The following is a 16180-nucleotide window of genomic DNA, read 5'->3' on the forward strand; positions in this document are numbered from 1 at the left end:
ACCGCCGGTGGTCGAGCAGGCCGAGCGTCTGCGCGAGGCCGTCGTCGACACCCCGCACGGTCAACGCCGACGTTCCCGTAGAGGGCCCTTCGACAAGCTCAGGGTCCGTGTGGTGGCGCTGGACCCGGAGGGCCGGTGGTTTCGACGACGCTCGTTCCTCGCTGCTCGACCACCGGTGGTCGAGCAGGCCGAGCGCCTGCGCGCGGGCGGCGCGCCCTTCGACAGGCTCACGGTCCGTGGGGCGGGTCCGCGTCGTCGTCCGGGGGTCTCGAGGCTCGTCGCTGGAGCTCCTCGCACCTCGACCATCGTCAGGGTGCGCCGGCGCTCAGTCGACCGGGCGGACGACGCGGGCGGGGTTGCCGACGGCGACGACGCCGGCGGGGAGGTCCTTGGTGACGACGGCGCCGGCGCCGACGACGGTGTCGGCGCCGATGGTGACGCCGGGGCAGACGATGACGCCGCCGCCGAGCCAGACGTTGTCGCCGATGGTGATCGGCAGCGCGGACTCCCACTTGTCGCGGCGCGGGCCGGGCGCGACGGGGTGGGTGGCGGTGAGCAGCTGCACGTTCGGGCCGATCTGGACGTCTTCACCGATCGTCACGGGGGCGACGTCCAGGACGACGAGCCCCACGTTGGCGAACGTGCGGGCGCCGACGGTCAGGTGCCGGCCGTAGTCGACCTGCAGCGGCGGCCGGATGGCGACGTCCTCGCCCACGGAGCCGAGCAGCTGCTCGAGCAGCACCCGGCGCAGCGGACCCTGCCGCGAGGTCGTGGCGTTGTAGGCGGCGGTGAGGTCGAAGGCCTGGTGGCTCCACTCGGCCAGCTCGGGGTCGTCGGCGATGTACTGGTCGCCGGCGAGCATGCGCTCCCGGTTGCTGCGGCCGTCGGGGGAGAAGGGGTCGGCGTGGCTCACCCGCCTACCCTGCACCAGTGCCCGTGACCTTCGCCCACCCGGCGGCGGTGCTGCTGCTGCGATGGACGCCGCTGCCGCTCGCGGCGATGGTCGTCGGGTCGATGGCGCCCGACCTGCCGCTGTTCCTGCGGTGGCAGGCGGGCTACCGCGTCACGCACGACCCGCTCGGCGTCGTCACCGTCGACGTGCTCGTCGGCCTGGCCCTCCTGCTCGCCTGGACGACGTGCCTGCGCGGCGCGCTGCTCGACGTGTCGCCGCAGTGGGTGCGCGCCCGGGTCGACCCGCAGCACCGGCTGAGCCCGACCGCGTGGGCGCTGGCGCCCCTCGGCCTCGCCCTCGGCGCCGCCACCCACGTCGTGTGGGACGCCTTCACCCACCGCAACCGCTGGGGCACCCGCAGCGTCGACTGGCTGGTCGCCGAGCACGCCGGCATGGCCGGCCACCGCTGGGCGCAGTACGGCTCGGGCGTCGTCGGGCTGACCGTGCTGGGCGTGGTGGTGTGGCTGACGCTGCGTGGACGTCGTCCGCACGAGCCGGCCCCGCGCCTGCTGCCGGAGTGGACGTCGTCCGCCCTCGTCGGCCTGGCCGTCGTGGGCGGGCTGGTGGGCGCCGTGCGCCACCTCGACACCGACCCCTGGCACGTCGGGATGTTCGCGGTGATCGGCGCGGGCCAGCTCACGGCGGTCGGGCTGGCGGTCGCGGGCGCGGCGTGGTGGACGGCGTCGCGGCGGGTCGGGTCAGCCGTCGGCTAGGTGCTGGACCGCCTGCACGAGGTGCCCGTCGGGGTCCTCGACCCAGGCGATGCGCAGCCGGCCGAGCCACGGCGCGGGCGGGTACACCGGCCGGGCGCCGGCGTCCTGCAGCCGCCGGTAGGCCGCCTCGACGTCGTCGCACCACAGGACGACGGCGGCCCGCTGCCCCGCGACGACCGGCTCGAGCCCGTGGTCGTCGCGGGTCGAGCGCTCGGAGGCGAGGCCCAGGCGGTAGCCGCCCAGCTCGACGTCGACGTGGATCGGCGGTCCGTCGGCCGGCGTGCGGAAGACCTCGGCGAAGCCCAGGGCGGCGTAGAACGCAGCGGCGCGCTCGACGTCCGGGCTGAACAGGACGACCTGCGGAGTGCGGAAGGCCGTCACCGGGGCTCAGTCCTCGAGGCGCTCGGCGGTGATGCGGCCGCCCGCCGGCACGCTGGAGTCGTAGGCCCACCCCCGCTCGGCGCACCTCACGCCGAGCGCGAAGCGGCTCTCGGCGCCGAGCTCGTGGGAGAGGTGGGCGATGAGGCGGCGCACCGAGCGCAGCGACATGCCGACCTTGCGGGCCACGGACTCGTCCTTGAAGCCCTCGGCGAGCAGTCGCATCACCTCGCGCTCGAGGGCGGACGGCGTCCACTCCTCGGCGTCGTCGGCGGTGGTGGTGACGAGCAGGCGGCTGGAGTCCCAGATGGTCTCGAAGACGTGCACGAGCAGCGAGACGAGCACCTCGTGCGTCACCAGGACGGCGCCCTCGCTGGGCGCGTCGAGGTTGCTCGGGACGACGGCCGCGGACCGGTCGACGACGATCAGCCGGGTCGGCAGGTAGGCGGCCACCCGCACCTGGGCGCCCATCTCGTGCAGCGTGCGCAGGTGCTGCATCAGCTGCGGCGAGCCGCGCAGCTGGCCCTCGAGCACCAGCACCCGGCACGGCACGCCGCGGCCGAGCAGCTCGGCGTCGTTCGACCGCGCGTGCTCGATGGCGCCCGGTCCGGGACGCCGCGTCAGCATCGTCAGCACCTCGTCGTGGGCGCTGCGCATCAGCTCGGAGACCCGGTCGGTGACCGCGAAGCGACCCGCGATGACCTCGAGGCTGCTGGGGTCGAGGGTGGTGAGCTCGTCGGTCATCTCGGTGAGCGTCTCGGCCGCCCTCCGCGCCTCGGCCAGGCCGCGCTCGGCCTCGCGCAGCCGGATGCTCTGCTGGTCGAGCAGCCGCGCCAGGGCCACCTTCGGCTGCACGGCGTGGAGGACGTCGTCCCCCTCGGCCCGCACGATCAGACCGTGCTGCACGAGCTCGTCGAGCGCGCACCGCGCGGCGGCCTCGTCGGCCCCGAGCTCGGCGGCGATCTGCTCGAGCGACCAGTCGTCGTAGGCGAGCAGGTAGAGGTAGACGCGCACGGAGTCGGGCGTGATGCCCAGCCCGCTGAACCGGCTGGCGAGGTCGTCGCGCAGCGCAGGGTCGAAGCCGGGTGATGTACCTGCCATGTCCGTCTGTTGCCCCTCCCGAGAGCTGTACGAGGCATGCCCGCCTGGCCAGCATAGGCAGACGCCCACGACGCCGATGGGGAGGCTGAGATGAACATCTTGATGGTGGCGTTGCACGCCGACGGTCCGGGCCCACCGGACGACGGGCGCCTGGCCCGCGCGGTGGCCGCGCGGCTGCCCGAGCGCTATCCCGACGTGGTCGGCCACGTCATGTCGATGACCGCCGGCGCGCGGCTGGTCGAGCTCGCCGTCGTGCTGCGCGAGGGCGTGCCCGACCCGCGGGCGCGGGTGCGGGCGTGCGTCGACGAGGTGCTGGCCGAGCTGGCCGGCGGGGCGGTGCCGGACGCCGTCCGGTGGACCTGTCACGCGCCGCGGCTGCCGGAGGACCCGACCGGCGCGTGGTGACCCCCGCCGGTCGGGGGAGGGGCCCCGGGGCACAAGGAGCCACGGCAACTTGTGCCCGGTGACACCGCTCCGGCCGCCGGGTGAGGGTGAAGTCACAGCCGGCCCAACTCGGAGGGCCGGCACCAGGGAGGGAACCACCATGCGGAAGCTCGTCTCGACCATCGTGCTCGGAACCGCTCTGTTCGTCGCCCCGGGGATCGCCTCCGGCCAGGCCGACGAGGGCAACGCCCCCCAGCGCGACGACAGCGCCGGGATCGTCGTGCACACGCCCTGCATCGACTGCTGGTGAGAAGGAACTAGGACAGGAAGGGGTTGACGACGATGACATCGACCAAGCCGATGATCGAGACGCGGGGGCTCGCCCACACGTTCACGGTCGGCCGCGGCCGGGCCCGTCGGGAGGTCCCCGCCGTGGTCGGCGTCGACCTCGTCGTCCGCCCCGGCGAGATCGTGGGCCTGCTCGGACCCAACGGGGCCGGCAAGACGACCACGATGCGCATGCTCACCACGACGCTGCGGCCCACCGGCGGCAGCGCCTCCGTGGCCGGGCACGACGTCGTCCGCGAGCCGGGCGCGGTGCGACGCCGCATCGGCTACGTCTCGCAGTCGGGCGGCGTCTCGGGCCTGGCGCGGGCCGGGCACGAGGTGATCGACCGCGGCCTGCTGTACGGCGGCCGCACCCGCGACGTCGAGCCGCGGGCCCGCGCGCTGATGGCCGAGCTCGACATCGAGGGTCTCTGGGAGCGGACCCCGCGTGAGATGTCGGGCGGCCAGCGCCGCCGGCTCGACCTGGCGATGGGACTGATCCACCAGCCCGACCTGGTGCTGCTCGACGAGCCCACCAGCGGGCTCGACCCGCAGTCGCGGGCCAACCTGTGGGCGCACGTGCGGAGGCTGCGCGCCGAGCGCGGCACCACGGTGCTGCTCACCACGCACTACCTCGACGAGGCCGACGCGCTCAGCGACCGGATCGTCGTCGTCGACGCCGGCCGCGTGATCGCCGCCGACACCCCCGACGCGCTCAAGGCCGCCGTCTCCGGCGACCTGGTCGACCTCGGGGTGCTCGACCCGAGGGACGCCGACCGCGCCGCGTCGGTGCTGGCCGCTGCGGGGGATGCGCCCGGGGCGGTCGAGGTGGACGGCGCGCGCGTCAGACGACGCCTGCGCCACGCCGCGACCGAGGTGCCCGCGCTGACGCGGGCGCTGCAGGACCGCGGCATCCTCCTCGCCTCGCTGGAGGTGCGGCGTCCCACGCTCGAGGACGTCTTCCTCGACCTGACCGGCCGCTCCCTGCGCGACGACGGCGTCGAGCCCGACGCGCTCACCGTGGAGCCCGAGCTGGTGGGGGTGCCGGCATGACGTTCCTCAGGCAGAGCTTCATCGTGTGGCGCCGCCAGATGCGGATGAGCCTGCGCAACCCGGTGTGGGTGGTCGTCGGCATGCTGCAGCCGGTGCTGTACCTCGTGCTGTTCGCGCCGCTGCTCGGGCCGATCGCGAAGAGCATCGGCTACGACAACGCCTACATCTTCTTCGTGCCCGGACTGCTCGTGCAGCTCGGCACCTTCGGTGCCCTGTTCGCCGGGTTCGCGCTGATCGGCGAGAAGCGGGAGGGGGTGGTGGAGTCCGAGCGCGTGACGCCGGCCAACCGCACCGCCCTGCTCGTCGGCCGTCTCGGCCGCGACGTCACCCAGCTGTTCGCGCAGGTGCTGATCCTGGTGGTGCTCGGCTTCGCGATGGGCCTGCGCGCCCCGGTCGGCGGCGTCGCCATCGGCTGCGCGCTGACGCTGCTCATCGGCACCGCCTGCGCCGCGGCGTCCAACGCCCTCGCCATGGGCACCTCGCGCGAGGACCTCATGGCCCCCATCGTCAACACCGTCATGATGCCGGTGCTGCTGCTCTCGGGGATCCTGCTCCCGATGAGCATCGGCTCCGCCTGGCTCCAGCGCATCAGCGACCTGATGCCCATCCGCTACGTGGTGGACGCCGTCCGCGGCGCCTTCTCGGGCGAGGCCGGCGTCTCGACGGTCCTCACCGGCACCGGCTGGGCCGTCGGGCTGTGCGTGCTCGCGCTGTGGTGGGGCACCGCGGCGTTCCGGAAGGAACAGGCCTGACTTCTCCTTGGTGCCCCGACACCTCGACCACCGTCTGCCGGCGGTGGTCGAGGTGTTTTTGGTACGCGGCCCGACGACGGTCGAGGTGCGAGGCCGACGGTCCTGACGATGGTCGAGGTGCGAGGCCGGCCACGGCCGAGCCTCGAGACCTGGCAAGGGATCTCGGGGACGTTCGCGTACACGGCCGGTGGTTTCGAGGTTCGTCGCCAGGGCTCCTCACACCTCAACCACCGTGATCGACGATGGTCGAGGTGCGAGGCCGGCCACGGCCGAGCCTCGAGACCTGGCAAGGACGACGCCAGCCGACACCGCACCCAGGCGGCCATCCACAGGCCGCCCGGACGTCGTTGCCGGCGTACGCCGCGACCCGGACCCTGACGCGATGGCCTGGGTCTACATCCTGCTCTGTGCCGATGGCACCTACTACGTCGGCAGCACCGTCCACCTCGATCAGCGCATCGCCGAGCACAACACGCCGGACCTCGGCGCGGCCTACACCCGCCGCCGACGTCCCGTGCAGCTGCTGTGGTCGGCCGACTTCCCCTCGATCCAGCAGGCGTTCGACTTCGAGAAGCGGGTGCAAGGGTGGGGACGCAAGAAGCGCGAGGCGCTGATGCGGGGTGACTACGACGCGCTGATCGCGTTGGCCAGGCGCAAGGCGGTGCAGGAGCGGGAGGGCGGGACGACGGTCTGAGCTCGGGCGCGTTGGCGTGTGCGCTCTGGGGTCTCGAGGCTCGTCGGCAGGGCTCCTCGCACCTCGACCATCGTCATGCCGGCCCCACGGTGGTCGAGGTGCGAGGCCGGCCACGGCCGCAGCCTCGAGACCTCGCAGGGGGTCTCCGGAACGTTCGCGCGGACGGCCGGTGGTCTCGAGGCTCGTCGCCAGGGCTCCTCGCACCTCGACCATCGTCATGCCGGTTCCACGGTGGTCGAGGTGCGTGGCCGGGCACGGCCGCAGCCTCGAGACCTTCGTAGGGGATCTTGGGAGCGCTGGCGTTGACGGCCGGTGGTCTCGAGGCTCGTCGCCAGGGCTCCTCGCACCTCGACCATCGTCATGCCGGCCCCACGGTGGTCGAGGTGCGAGGCCGGCCACGGCCGCAGCCTCGAGACCTCGCAGGGGGTCTCCGGAACGTTCGCGTGGACGGCCGGTGGTCCTGAGGCTCGTCGCCAGGGCTCCTCGCACCTCGACCGTCGTCAGACGCCAACGACCACCGCCGGCAGAGCCGACGGTGGTCGTCGAGGGGAGAAGCGAGATGCCCTACTGCTCCCGGCAGAATTCGTCGATCGGGTAGCCGACGTGGCGGTCGGCGGTGGGGAGGTGGCCGAGGAGGACGTCGCCGGGGCGCAGCTCGGTGCTGTTGAGCACCACGGCGCCGGGGCCGAGCACGCGCACGTGCCAGTCGTCCTGCAGGATCAGGTTGACCGTGCGGCCGTCGGGGGAGACGGCGTCCACGCTGATCAGGGGGCGGGTCTCGATCTTGACCCGGCCGACGGTGACCTGGCGGGAGCGGCCGTCGGCGGCGACGGCGGTGATCCGGCTGCCGGCGTGCAGCTCGCTGAGGTAGCTGGTGCGGCCGTCGGCGGCGAGCGTGTAGGAGTGGATCGCGCCGGCGTTGACGCGGAACGGCCGGGTCGGCATGTAGGGCAGCGGGTGGGTCTCGCTGACGCACAGCACCATGCCCTTCGAGGTCGAGCCGACGAGGATGCCCTCGTCCTTGTCGAAGTAGGTGCAGGTGTCGACGCAGGCGCGCTCGCCCATGCCGACGTGCGCGGTGGCGGTGACGGTCAGCTCGACGAGCTCGACCTCACCGTGCGTGCCCGAGGCGGCCCGGCGCAGCGCGGTGGCGTCGCCGACCTCGCGGCCCTTCATCAGGACGCCGTCCGAGCCGAGCTCGAGGACGCCGTAGACGATCTCGGCCTCCTCGGGGTCGGCGGCCGTGGTGATGATCGAGCCCTCGGCGCCGGTGGCGGCGGCGATGACGATCTCGAGCGGGATCTTCGTCGGGTCGTGGAAGTGCAGCACGCTCCACGTCTCGCTGCACGCCGAGCGGCACGCGACGTCGAGGCTGTCGGCGTCGGTGATCTCGACCCAGTCGCCGATCTCGACCTTCGGGTGCAGCTCGCGCAGCAGCGCGCGGTCGGCGCCGTGCGGCAGGACGACGACGTCCGCCAGCCCGACGTCGGTGGTCTCGTCGACGGCCGGCAGCGCCAGCACCCGCCGGATCGACGGGGGCAGCACCTCCAGCACGCGCGGGTCGTCGGTCAGCACGGCGTCGATGCCCTGGTGCAGGGCCTCCTCGACGACCGCGCCGACGTCGGACGCCTCGCGCAGGTCAAGCCAGCACAGCTTGGGGACGGTCATGGTCTACCTCCTGGGTCACGGCCCACGGGCTGGGCCTGTGCACGAGACGCGCGACGGCGCGCGTGGTTCGGGCGGGGTCGTCGGACTGGAACAGGCAGCGGCCCAGCGCCACCCCGCCGGCGCCGGCCGCGAGCGCGGCCTCGACGTCGGCGACGAGGTCGGCGTCCCGCTCGCGCGGGGCGCCACCGGCGACGATCACCGGCACCGGGCACGACGCGGTGATGGCGCGCAGGTCGGCCGGGTCGGCCACCTGCACGGTCTTCACGACGTCGGCCCCGAGCTCGGCGGCCACCGTGACGGCGTGCTGCACGAGCGTGGGGTCGTAGGGGTCGGCCACGAGCGGGCCGCGGGGGTAGGCCATCGCCATCAGCGGCACGCCCCACCGGTCGCAGTCGGCGGCGACGTCGGCGAGGTCCTGCAGCTGGCGGGCCTCGGTGCGGGCGCCGACGTTGACGTGCACGCTCACCATGTCGGCGCCGGCGCGGAGCGCCTCCTCGACCGAGCAGACGAGGTACTTCTCGTCGGGCTCGCCGGCCATGGGCGTGCTGCCGTTGAGGTGGACGACGAGCGCCAGGTCGCCCCAGTGGCGCGGGTCGACACGGCCCACCGCGCCCTTGTGCAGGACGACGGCGTCGGCGCCGCCGCGGGCCAGGCCGGCCACGAGGTCGTCGAGGTCGCGGGCGCGGGGCAGCAGCGGACCCATCGCCATCGGGTGGTCGAGGGGGGCGACGAGCAGCCGCGGTCCGTGGCGGTGCAGGCGTCGCAGGCGCAGGTCGCGGCCGCTCATCGCTCCTCCTCCGTCCGGGCACGCATCGCCCGGTAGTCCGGCTTGCCCCGCGAGGTGAGCGGGATGCCCGACCAGAACGTGAACTGGGTGGGCGCGTGGGTCTCGCTGAGCAGCGCGGCCACGTGGTCGTGCAGCTCGTCGGGCGTGACGGCGCCGGGGGCGCACGAGACGGTGGCGTGCACGTGCTCGCGCTGGTCGCACGAGCGGCGTCCCTCGACGACGGCCTGGCGGACGGCGGGGTGCTGGGTGAGCGCGTCCTCGACGGCGGCGGGGTAGATCTTGAGCCCGCCGGTCTTGATGACGCCGCCGACGCGGCCGAGCAGCACGAGGTAGCCGTGGCGGTCGATGCGGCCGAGGTCGCCGGTGGCGACCCAGCCGTCGTCGTCCTTGGTGCGCCGACGGTCAGGGGCGTCGGGGCCGAGGTAGCCGCTCATCACGGTCTCGGAGCGCACCCACACCTCGCCGGTGCGGCCGTGCTGGACGACGTCGCCGGTCTCGTCGCGGACCTCGACCTCGACCCACGGGAACGGCTTGCCGACCGTGCCGTGCAGCTCGGGCTCGAGGTGGTCGTCCGGGGTCAGCGCGCTGATGCCGCCGGTCTCGGTGGCGCCGTAGACCTGCACCAGCGAGCCGCCGAAGGCCTTGGCCGCCTGCTTGACGCGCCAGGGGGACGACGGCGTCCCGCTGTAGACGACGCGGCGCAGGCCGGTGAGGTCGGTGGTGGCGAGGCGCGCGTCGTCCAGCAGCGCGAGCAGGTGCGGCACGGCGAGGTAGAGGTCGGTGACGCCGGCGCCGATCGCGGCGAGCACGGCGTCGACGTCGAAGCCGGGGTGCAGCACGACCGAGCCGCCGCCGAGCAGGGCGGCGTCGATCATCGGCGCGGTGGTGTGGCTGATCGGGGTGACGCTGAGGAAGCGGGCGGGGCGGGTCGGGTCGGTGTCGCCGGCGAGGCGGCCGACGAGCCGCTCGCGGGAGCCCCACGACTGGGCGACCAGCTTGGGGGCGTTGACGGTGCCGCTGGTGAAGTCGACGAGGGCGAGGGCGGAGGCCTCGACTCGGGTCGGGAGCCCTTCGACAAGCTCAGGGTCCGTCCCTTCGACAAGCTCAGGGTCCGTGGTGACGACGTCGACGCCGGTGAGCGAGCCGAGCAGCCGGGCGCGCACGGCGGAGTCGCGGTCGGCCAGCAGCACGGCGGGCCGGGTGGCGCGCAGGACGTCGGCCTGCACCTCGACCGGCAGCTCGACCTCGTCGGTGCGGGGGTTCATCGAGCGCACGTGGACGACGGCGGCGCCGAGGCGGTGGGCGGCCCAGCGGGTGACGAGCATGGCGGGGTCGTTGGGCACGGTGAGCAGGGCGACGGTCGCGCCCGGCCCGACGCCCCGCGCGGCCAGCCGGTGGGCGGCGGCGCGGGTGCGACGGGCCAGCTCACCGGCGGTGAGCGAGCCCTCGGCGGTGAGGACGACGTCCCGGTCGGGGTCGGCGTCCCATCCGGCGAGGAGCCGGGCGACGTAGCCGGTGGTGAGGTCGAGCTGCTCGGCGGCCAGGCCAGGAGACAGTGGCCGGGGGAGCACGGCGGTGGTCACGGGTCACACCACCTTGAGCTGGGCCATCATGCCCATGTCGGAGTGGTCGAGCATGTGGCAGTGGTAGGGGAAGACGCCCTTGTGGCTGTCGAAGGTGATGCGGAGGACGACCTCCTGCGCCGGGAAGACCTGCACGGTGTCCTTCAGCCCGCTCTCGTCGGGCATCGGCGCCTCGCCGTTGCGGCTGACGACCTTGAACGGCGCGAGGTGGGTGTGGAAGTTGTGCGGCAGCGTGGCGTTGGTGTTGACCACCGTCCACTCCTCGGTGGTGCCCCAGCGCACGGTGGTGTCGATGCGGTCGTGGTCGAAGACCTGGCCGTTGATGGTGGCGGTCATGTCGCCGCTGCCCGGCTCGCCCATCGCCAGCTCGAAGCGGCGCTTGACCGTCGGCGCCGCGAGCGCCGGCAGCGGCACGAGGCTGGCCGGCACCGAGCTGGTGTCGGGGGCGGGGTCGCCGACCTCGAACGCCATCACCTTGCCGACGTCGGCCTCGGGGCCGGGGCCGATGTAGTTGTCGAGCGTCAGCCGGGTGCCCTTCGGGAAGGCCGAGAAGTCGACGACGACCTCGGCGCGCTCGCCCGGTGAGATGGCGACGACGGGCGCCTGCCACGGGGCGGGCAGCAGGCCGCCGTCCCCGCCGATCTGGGTGAACGGCGTCCCGCTCGAGAGCGCCATGACGAAGAAGCGCAGGTTGGCGGCGTTGACGAACCGGAACCGGTACTTGCGGGCCGTGACCCGCATCACCGGCCACGGGACGCCGTTGACCAGGATCGTCGAGCGGCCCTCGGCGTCGTCCATCAGGTAGGCGAGGTCGCCGTTGGCGTCGAAGCGGGCGTCGCGCAGCACGAGGGTCTGGTCGAACTCGCCCGACGGCAGGTTGAAGGCGTCCTCGGCGGGGTCGTGCAGCAGGTAGGGGCGGGCGACGCCGCGGAAGACGTTGGCGGCGTGGGCGTGGTGCACGTGGTCGTGCAGCCACAGCGTCGCGCCGGGCTGGTCGTTGGCGTAGACGTACTCGCGGAAGCCGCCGGGCTCGATGTTGTCCATGAGGCCGCCGTCCCAGCGCTGCGGGGTGACGCCGCCGTGCAGGTGCACCTGCGAGGGGTCGGGGGTCTTGTTCTGGTGCACCATCACGACGCGGCGGCCGCGCTCGGCGCGGATGATCGAGCCCGCGAAGTCGCCGTCGTAGGTGCGCACCCGGCTCTTCACGCCGGGCAGGATGTCGGCGGTGCCGTCGACGATGCGGGTGGCGTAGACGTCGGTGCCATTGGTGCGCGCGGTGGGCTGGCGGGTCTTCAGCAGCGGCAGCTCGCGGGTGAACTTGGCGGCGGCCGCGGCGGCGACGGCCGGGTGGGCCGGACCGGGGTCGGTCATGCCGGGCATGCCCTCCATGCCGGCCATGTCGTGCCCGCTGTGCCCGTTGTGGCCGCCGTGACCGGCGGCGGGCGCGGGGGCGGCGTGGGCCGGCTCGGCGCCGTTCAGCCGGCTCGCGACCACCGGCGCGGCGACGAGACCGCTCATCGCGGCCCCGGCGTGCAGCGCGCGGCGGCGGGTGATGAAGCGGCTGGCCTGGTTCGACATCGTGACTCCTGGCTCGGACGGTGTGTGGCTGACTGCTTCGGGACGCTAGGCAGCGAGCGCCGCTCGTGGACGTCGTCGGGCCGGGTCCGGGGCCCGGGGTCATGCGGGCCGTGACACCCGTCATGCCGGGCGCCGGGGCGGGCCTCGCGCGCGTGCGGAGGTGCCAGCGTCGGCGGCATGATCACCACGCGCGCGCCCGAGGCGCCCACACCCACGACCACCTCACCGCCCCTGCACTGGGGCCCGACCTTCAAGCGCGGCACGGTGCTGCGCCGGCTCGAGGACGGCGTCGCCGTCGCCGGCGAGGCCGGCACCGCCACCGTGCTGCGGCCCCTGCCCGCACCGCTGCTCGACCTGCTCGAGCGGATGGTCGACGGACCGCTCGACCTCGACGCCGTCGAGCGCGAGCTGGGCCCCCGCGGCCGGGCCGCGCTGGACGTCGTCCTCGACCGGCTCGGGCACCGCGTCGCCCGGCAGTGGTGGCGCGCCGACGGCACCGTCGTGCTGTCCGCCGAGCAGACCGCGCGCGGCGCCTGGCCGACGCCGGCGCCGGTGGCAGCCGACGACGTCGTCCGGCTGAGCAAGTTCGCGCTGCTGCGGCCGCACGGCGACGCGCTGGTGCTGGAGTCGCCGCTGGCCACGACCCGGTTCGTGGTCGAAGGCGCGCTGGCGCGGCTGGTGCCAGCGCTAGGCCGGGGGCGGGCGGCGTCCGAGCTGGGCGACGACCCCGACGTCCACGCGGTGCTGGCGCACCTCGTCGGCGCCGGAGTCGTCGAGCGGGCCGACGACCAGGGGCGGTTCGCCTCCGAGAGCGACCCCGTGCTGCGGCAGTGGGACTTCCACGACCTGCTCATGCACTCGCGGGTGCGCTCGGGCCGCTTCGACGCCGTGCACGGCGCGGCCTACCCCTACGTCGGCGAGATCGACCCGCTGCCCGCGCGGCGGCCGGTGCCGGACGGCGTCCGCGTGCCGCTGCTGCGTCCGGTGCTGGACGACGTCGCGGCCGCCGACCCCACGCTCACCGAGGCGCTGGAGACCCGGCGGTCGGTGCGCGGCTACGGCGACGAGCCGATGACGCTGGCCCAGCTGGGGGAGTTCCTCTACCGGACGGCGCGGGTGCGGGCGGCCTACGAACCGACGTCGCCGGGGGAGGAGCAGCGGGTCTCGCGGCCCTACCCGAGCGGTGGCGGCTCCTACGAGCTCGAGCTGTTCCTCACCGTGCGGCGCTGCGCCGGCCTGGCGCCGGGGCGCTACTACTACGACCCGGTGGGCCACGCGCTGGTGACGGTGGGCGACCTCGACCGCGACGCCGAGCTGATGCTCAACGTGGCCTCGGCCGCCGTCGGCCTCGAGACGGTGCCCGACGTGCTGGTGACGATGGCGGCGCGGTTCGCGCGGGTCTCGTGGAAGTACCGCAGCATCGCCTACGCCACGACGCTGCGGCACACGGGCGTCGTCTACCAGACGATGTACCTGGTCGCGACGGCCATGGGGCTCGCGCCGTGCGGCCTGGGCAACGGGGACGCCGACCTCGCGGCCCGCGCGTTCGGGCTCGACTACCTCAGCGAGTCGTCGGTGGGCGACTTCATCCTCGGCTCGCGGCCGGCGCTCGACGTCTCGCAGGGTGACGAGCTGGCGCCGGGCTGGTCGCTCGTGAACACCTGATCCGCTCCGGCGGCGCCGGGCAGGGGGTATCGTGGGCCTCCTGCCCGGTACGCATCACCGGACAGCAACTTTCAGAGCACACGACAATGCGCCCGTCGCGTTCGGCAGAACGCAACGGGCGCATCGTCTGTTCAGAGGGCTACAGGGTGCTCCACACGCATCGTGGGGCCGGCTCCCGCTCCCTCACCGATCAGCAGGCCGAGCAGGTCGAGCTCGAGGAGCTCGAGGTGCCGATGGAGCCCGAGGAGGCGCCCATCTCGGGGAGGGCGGTGCCCTGCGCGGTCTCGAGGACCTCCAGCTCGTCGATGTCGAAGGCGGCGAAGGCGTCGTTCTTGGTCATGGTGAACCCTTTCGTCGTGGGCCATCTGGCCCGGTTGGTGGCCACTCGGTGCGGCCAAGACCATTTCCTCAGTCCTGGCCCGCCCTGCCAACCGATCCGCCCCAGACCATGTCTGCAGGTCACGCCCCCCATGACACCGGTCATGCGGGACGGACCTTGAGCCTGTCAAAGGGCCCACTGACGATGGTCGAGGTGCGAGGAGCCCCGGCGACGAACCTCGAAACCACTGGCCTTGCTCACCCGGCCCGGCCATGCGGACCCTGAGGTCGGCGAAGGGCCCGGCCGAACCCACCCAACGCACCCGAACGACATCGAGAGAAAAACCTTTGACCCCGATGTCGAAGACTGACGCCCCCGTTCGACGTACCCACGAACCCAACCGGAACCAACACACAGGAGAGTGATCCAGATGCCGCGCTTCATGGGCTTCGTCCGCATGGAGGAGAACCTCGACACCAACCCGCCCCAGGCGCTCTTCGAGGCCATGGACGCCTACATCGGCGAGCGCGCCGCGAACGGCGTCTTCGTCGACGGCGGCGGGTTGTTCGGCACCGAGGACGCCGTGAACTACGTCGTGCGCAAGGGCGAGGTGAGCCGCGTCGACGGCCCCTACGCCGAGGCCAAGGAGGTCGTGGGCGGCTGGTCGCTGCTGCAGTACGACACCGTCGAGGACGCGATCGCCGACCAGAAGCTGTTCGCCGAACTGCACGCGAAGCACTGGCCCGAGATCACCGTGATCTCGACGCTGCGCCAAATCTCCGAGGCCCCGGAGGAGCCCACCGACTGAGCAGGCTCACTACGCTGGCGCGGTGCCGACGCAGACGAGGGACGACGGCGCGGCGCAGGCCGTGCACGCCGCGTGGCGGGCCGAGTCGGCCCGCCTCGTCGGCGCCCTCGTGCGGATGACGCGTGACGTCGACCTCGCCGAGGACCTCGCGCAGGACGCGCTGGTGGCCGCGCTGGAGCAGTGGCCGGCGTCCGGGGTGCCCGACAACCCGGGCGCGTGGCTGATGACGACGGCGAAGCGGCGCGGCGTCGACCATGTCCGCCGCGCCGAGACGCTGCGCCGCAAGGTCGTCGAGCTGGAGCACGCGCAGGGGAGGGAGGGACAGGAGATGCCCGATCTCGACGCGCAGGTCGACCACATCGAGGACGACGTGTTGCGGCTGATATTCCTGACCTGCCACCCCGCGCTGACGCCGGAGTCGCGGGCGGCGCTGACGCTGCGGCTGGTGGGCGGCCTGACCACCGCCGAGATCGCCCGCGGCTTCCTGGCCGCGGAGTCGGCAGTGGGGCAGCGCATCTCGCGCGCCAAGCGCACGCTGGCCGACGCCCGCGTCCAGCTCGACCTGCCCACGGGCGCCGAGCGCTCCGATCGCCTGGACGACGTCATGGCCGTGATCTACCTGATCTTCAACGAGGGGTACGCCGCCACGGCTGGCGAGGACTGGATGCGCCCCGAGCTGGCCCACGAGGCCATCCGCCTCGCCCGCTTGCTCTCCTCGTTGGCACCCGAGGAGCCCGAGGTGCTCGGACTGCAGGCGCTCTGCGAGCTGCAGGCCTCCCGCATGCCGGCCCGCCTGGACGACGACGGCGCCCCGGTGCTGCTGGAGGCCCAGGACCGAACCCGCTGGGACCGCACCCAATTGCGCAGCGGCCTCACCGCCCTCGCCGCAGCAGACCGCTTCGCTGCCGGGGGTACGCCGGTGGGCCGCTACTTCCTCCAGGCCGCCATTGCCGCCCAGCACGCCCGCGCCGAGACCGCCGACGCCACCGACTGGCACCGCATCGCCGCGCTCTACGACGTCCTCGCGGACGCCGCTCCCGGCCCCGTTGTTGATGTCAACCGCGCCGTCGCTCACGGCCGTGCCAACGGCCCCGCCGTCGGCCTCGCGATCCTGGACCTGCTCCCGGTTGACGCCCTCCCGAACTCACCTCTAATCCCCAGCGTGCGCGGCGACCTGCTCGAACGCGCCGGATGTGATGTCGAAGCTGCTGCCGCCTTCAGCCACGCCGCCGACCTTGCGACGAATCGAACTGAGACAGCGGTTCTTCGCAGTCGTGCAGCTGCGGCTTCGGGCCACAGATAGCAAGCGACCCAGGAGGGTCTAGCCGCTACGTCAGTCGCGGCGGAAGGACACACTCTCTCGACCTAGAACGGGCACGTCCTGGCCTGGCATCTGGTCGGCAAACCAAGGCGGTGCG

Annotated in this window: 17 protein-coding genes; 9 read left to right on the forward strand and 8 right to left on the reverse strand. The window is 73.5% G+C overall.

Translation table 11 applies throughout. The annotated features are described in order from the left end of the window. Window positions 1-325: 325 nt before the first annotated feature. Window positions 326-913, reverse strand: a complete 588-nt coding sequence (locus ABEA04_RS16355) for a sugar O-acetyltransferase (RefSeq protein ID WP_345460935.1) — start codon at window positions 911-913, stop codon at window positions 326-328. Between the two features lie 17 nt (window positions 914-930). Here ABEA04_RS16355 and ABEA04_RS16360 point away from each other — a divergent pair, with 17 nt between their 5' ends. Next, on the forward strand, window positions 931-1665 hold the full coding sequence (locus tag ABEA04_RS16360; RefSeq protein ID WP_345460938.1) for a DUF4184 family protein: 735 nt from the start codon (window positions 931-933) through the stop codon (window positions 1663-1665). Here ABEA04_RS16360 and ABEA04_RS16365 read toward each other — a convergent pair. Both ABEA04_RS16365 and ABEA04_RS16370 read right to left on the reverse strand, forming a co-directional pair. Next, window positions 1651-2046 carry a VOC family protein gene (locus ABEA04_RS16365; protein ID WP_345460941.1) on the reverse strand — a complete coding sequence of 132 codons (396 nt, stop codon included), beginning with the start codon at window positions 2044-2046 and terminating at the stop codon, window positions 1651-1653. The genes ABEA04_RS16360 and ABEA04_RS16365 overlap by 15 nt on opposite strands. Window positions 2047-2052: 6 nt before the next feature. Continuing rightward, entirely contained in the window at window positions 2053-3144 is a 1092-nt protein-coding gene (locus tag ABEA04_RS16370; protein ID WP_345460944.1) for a TrmB family transcriptional regulator sugar-binding domain-containing protein, read from the reverse strand. A gap of 90 nt (window positions 3145-3234) precedes the next feature. Between ABEA04_RS16370 and ABEA04_RS16375 the strand changes: the two genes are divergently transcribed. The 5 genes from ABEA04_RS16375 (at window position 3235) to ABEA04_RS16395 (ending at window position 6354) form a co-directional block, all read left to right on the forward strand. Continuing rightward, a complete protein-coding gene (locus ABEA04_RS16375) occupies window positions 3235-3549 on the forward strand; it encodes a hypothetical protein (RefSeq protein ID WP_345460947.1) in 315 nt (104 codons plus the stop codon). A 139-nt stretch (window positions 3550-3688) separates the two neighbouring features. Next, on the forward strand, window positions 3689-3838 hold the full coding sequence (locus ABEA04_RS16380; RefSeq protein ID WP_345460950.1) for a hypothetical protein: 150 nt from the start codon (window positions 3689-3691) through the stop codon (window positions 3836-3838). 32 nt (window positions 3839-3870) lie between these two features. Then, window positions 3871-4908, forward strand: coding sequence for an ATP-binding cassette domain-containing protein (locus ABEA04_RS16385; RefSeq protein WP_345460953.1), 1038 nt, complete (start codon window positions 3871-3873; stop codon window positions 4906-4908). Next, entirely contained in the window at window positions 4905-5660 is a 756-nt protein-coding gene (locus ABEA04_RS16390; RefSeq protein WP_345460956.1) for an ABC transporter permease, read from the forward strand. The genes ABEA04_RS16385 and ABEA04_RS16390 overlap by 4 nt, the downstream gene beginning before the upstream one ends. A 382-nt stretch (window positions 5661-6042) precedes the next feature. Further along, window positions 6043-6354 (forward strand): GIY-YIG nuclease family protein, encoded by a 312-nt coding sequence (locus ABEA04_RS16395; protein WP_345460959.1) that lies wholly within the window; start codon window positions 6043-6045, stop codon window positions 6352-6354. A gap of 564 nt (window positions 6355-6918) precedes the next feature. On the opposite strand, the gene ABEA04_RS16400 is transcribed toward ABEA04_RS16395, so the two are convergent. The 4 genes from ABEA04_RS16400 to ABEA04_RS16415 are packed head-to-tail and all read right to left on the reverse strand — an operon-like array spanning window position 6919 to window position 11970. After that, complete coding sequence (locus ABEA04_RS16400) at window positions 6919-8022, reverse strand: 3-dehydroquinate synthase II family protein (RefSeq protein WP_345460962.1); 1104 nt, start codon at window positions 8020-8022, stop codon at window positions 6919-6921. Continuing rightward, window positions 7994-8809, reverse strand: coding sequence for a 2-amino-3,7-dideoxy-D-threo-hept-6-ulosonate synthase (locus tag ABEA04_RS16405; protein WP_345460965.1), 816 nt, complete (start codon window positions 8807-8809; stop codon window positions 7994-7996). Before ABEA04_RS16405 ends, ABEA04_RS16400 begins: the two co-directional genes overlap by 29 nt. Beyond that, on the reverse strand, window positions 8806-10392 hold the full coding sequence (locus ABEA04_RS16410; protein WP_345460968.1) for a class I adenylate-forming enzyme family protein: 1587 nt from the start codon (window positions 10390-10392) through the stop codon (window positions 8806-8808). The genes ABEA04_RS16405 and ABEA04_RS16410 overlap by 4 nt, the downstream gene beginning before the upstream one ends. Before the next feature lie 3 nt (window positions 10393-10395). Continuing rightward, on the reverse strand, window positions 10396-11970 hold the full coding sequence (locus ABEA04_RS16415) for a multicopper oxidase family protein (RefSeq protein WP_345460971.1): 1575 nt from the start codon (window positions 11968-11970) through the stop codon (window positions 10396-10398). 177 nt (window positions 11971-12147) lie between these two features. On the opposite strand from ABEA04_RS16415, the gene ABEA04_RS16420 reads away from it, so the two are divergent. After that, window positions 12148-13635 carry a SagB/ThcOx family dehydrogenase gene (locus ABEA04_RS16420; RefSeq protein ID WP_345460974.1) on the forward strand — a complete coding sequence of 496 codons (1488 nt, stop codon included), beginning with the start codon at window positions 12148-12150 and terminating at the stop codon, window positions 13633-13635. Between the two features lie 190 nt (window positions 13636-13825). Here ABEA04_RS16420 and ABEA04_RS16425 read toward each other — a convergent pair whose 3' ends face one another. Beyond that, complete coding sequence (locus ABEA04_RS16425) at window positions 13826-13975, reverse strand: thiazolylpeptide-type bacteriocin (protein WP_345460977.1); 150 nt, start codon at window positions 13973-13975, stop codon at window positions 13826-13828. A 409-nt stretch (window positions 13976-14384) separates the two neighbouring features. Here ABEA04_RS16425 and ABEA04_RS16430 point away from each other — a divergent pair, with 409 nt between their 5' ends. Both ABEA04_RS16430 and ABEA04_RS16435 read left to right on the forward strand, forming a co-directional pair. Then, complete coding sequence (locus ABEA04_RS16430; RefSeq protein ID WP_345460980.1) at window positions 14385-14762, forward strand: YciI family protein; 378 nt, start codon at window positions 14385-14387, stop codon at window positions 14760-14762. Between the two features lie 22 nt (window positions 14763-14784). Then, a complete protein-coding gene (locus ABEA04_RS16435; protein WP_345460983.1) occupies window positions 14785-16065 on the forward strand; it encodes an RNA polymerase sigma factor in 1281 nt (426 codons plus the stop codon). The last annotated feature ends 115 nt before the right edge of the window (window positions 16066-16180 follow it).

The sequence above is a fragment of the Nocardioides marinquilinus genome (assembly GCF_039543705.1).
In the GTDB taxonomy this organism is placed as follows: Bacteria; Actinomycetota; Actinomycetes; order Propionibacteriales; family Nocardioidaceae; genus Nocardioides; species Nocardioides marinquilinus.

Bases quoted from the DNA above. Each gene is read 5' to 3' on its own strand.
- ABEA04_RS16370 (WP_345460944.1), bottom strand. From the start codon at position 3,144: ATGGCAGGTACATCACCCGGCTTCGACCCTGCGCTGCGCGACGACCTC.
- ABEA04_RS16375 (WP_345460947.1), top strand. From the start codon at position 3,235: ATGAACATCTTGATGGTGGCGTTGCACGCCGACGGTCCGGGCCCACCG.
- ABEA04_RS16380 (WP_345460950.1), top strand. From the start codon at position 3,689: ATGCGGAAGCTCGTCTCGACCATCGTGCTCGGAACCGCTCTGTTCGTC.
- ABEA04_RS16385 (WP_345460953.1), top strand. From the start codon at position 3,871: ATGACATCGACCAAGCCGATGATCGAGACGCGGGGGCTCGCCCACACG.
- ABEA04_RS16390 (WP_345460956.1), top strand. From the start codon at position 4,905: ATGACGTTCCTCAGGCAGAGCTTCATCGTGTGGCGCCGCCAGATGCGG.
- ABEA04_RS16395 (WP_345460959.1), top strand. From the start codon at position 6,043: ATGGCCTGGGTCTACATCCTGCTCTGTGCCGATGGCACCTACTACGTC.
- ABEA04_RS16400 (WP_345460962.1), bottom strand. From the start codon at position 8,022: ATGACCGTCCCCAAGCTGTGCTGGCTTGACCTGCGCGAGGCGTCCGAC.
- ABEA04_RS16405 (WP_345460965.1), bottom strand. From the start codon at position 8,809: ATGAGCGGCCGCGACCTGCGCCTGCGACGCCTGCACCGCCACGGACCG.
- ABEA04_RS16415 (WP_345460971.1), bottom strand. From the start codon at position 11,970: ATGTCGAACCAGGCCAGCCGCTTCATCACCCGCCGCCGCGCGCTGCAC.
- ABEA04_RS16420 (WP_345460974.1), top strand. From the start codon at position 12,148: ATGATCACCACGCGCGCGCCCGAGGCGCCCACACCCACGACCACCTCA.
- ABEA04_RS16425 (WP_345460977.1), bottom strand. From the start codon at position 13,975: ATGACCAAGAACGACGCCTTCGCCGCCTTCGACATCGACGAGCTGGAG.
- ABEA04_RS16430 (WP_345460980.1), top strand. From the start codon at position 14,385: ATGCCGCGCTTCATGGGCTTCGTCCGCATGGAGGAGAACCTCGACACC.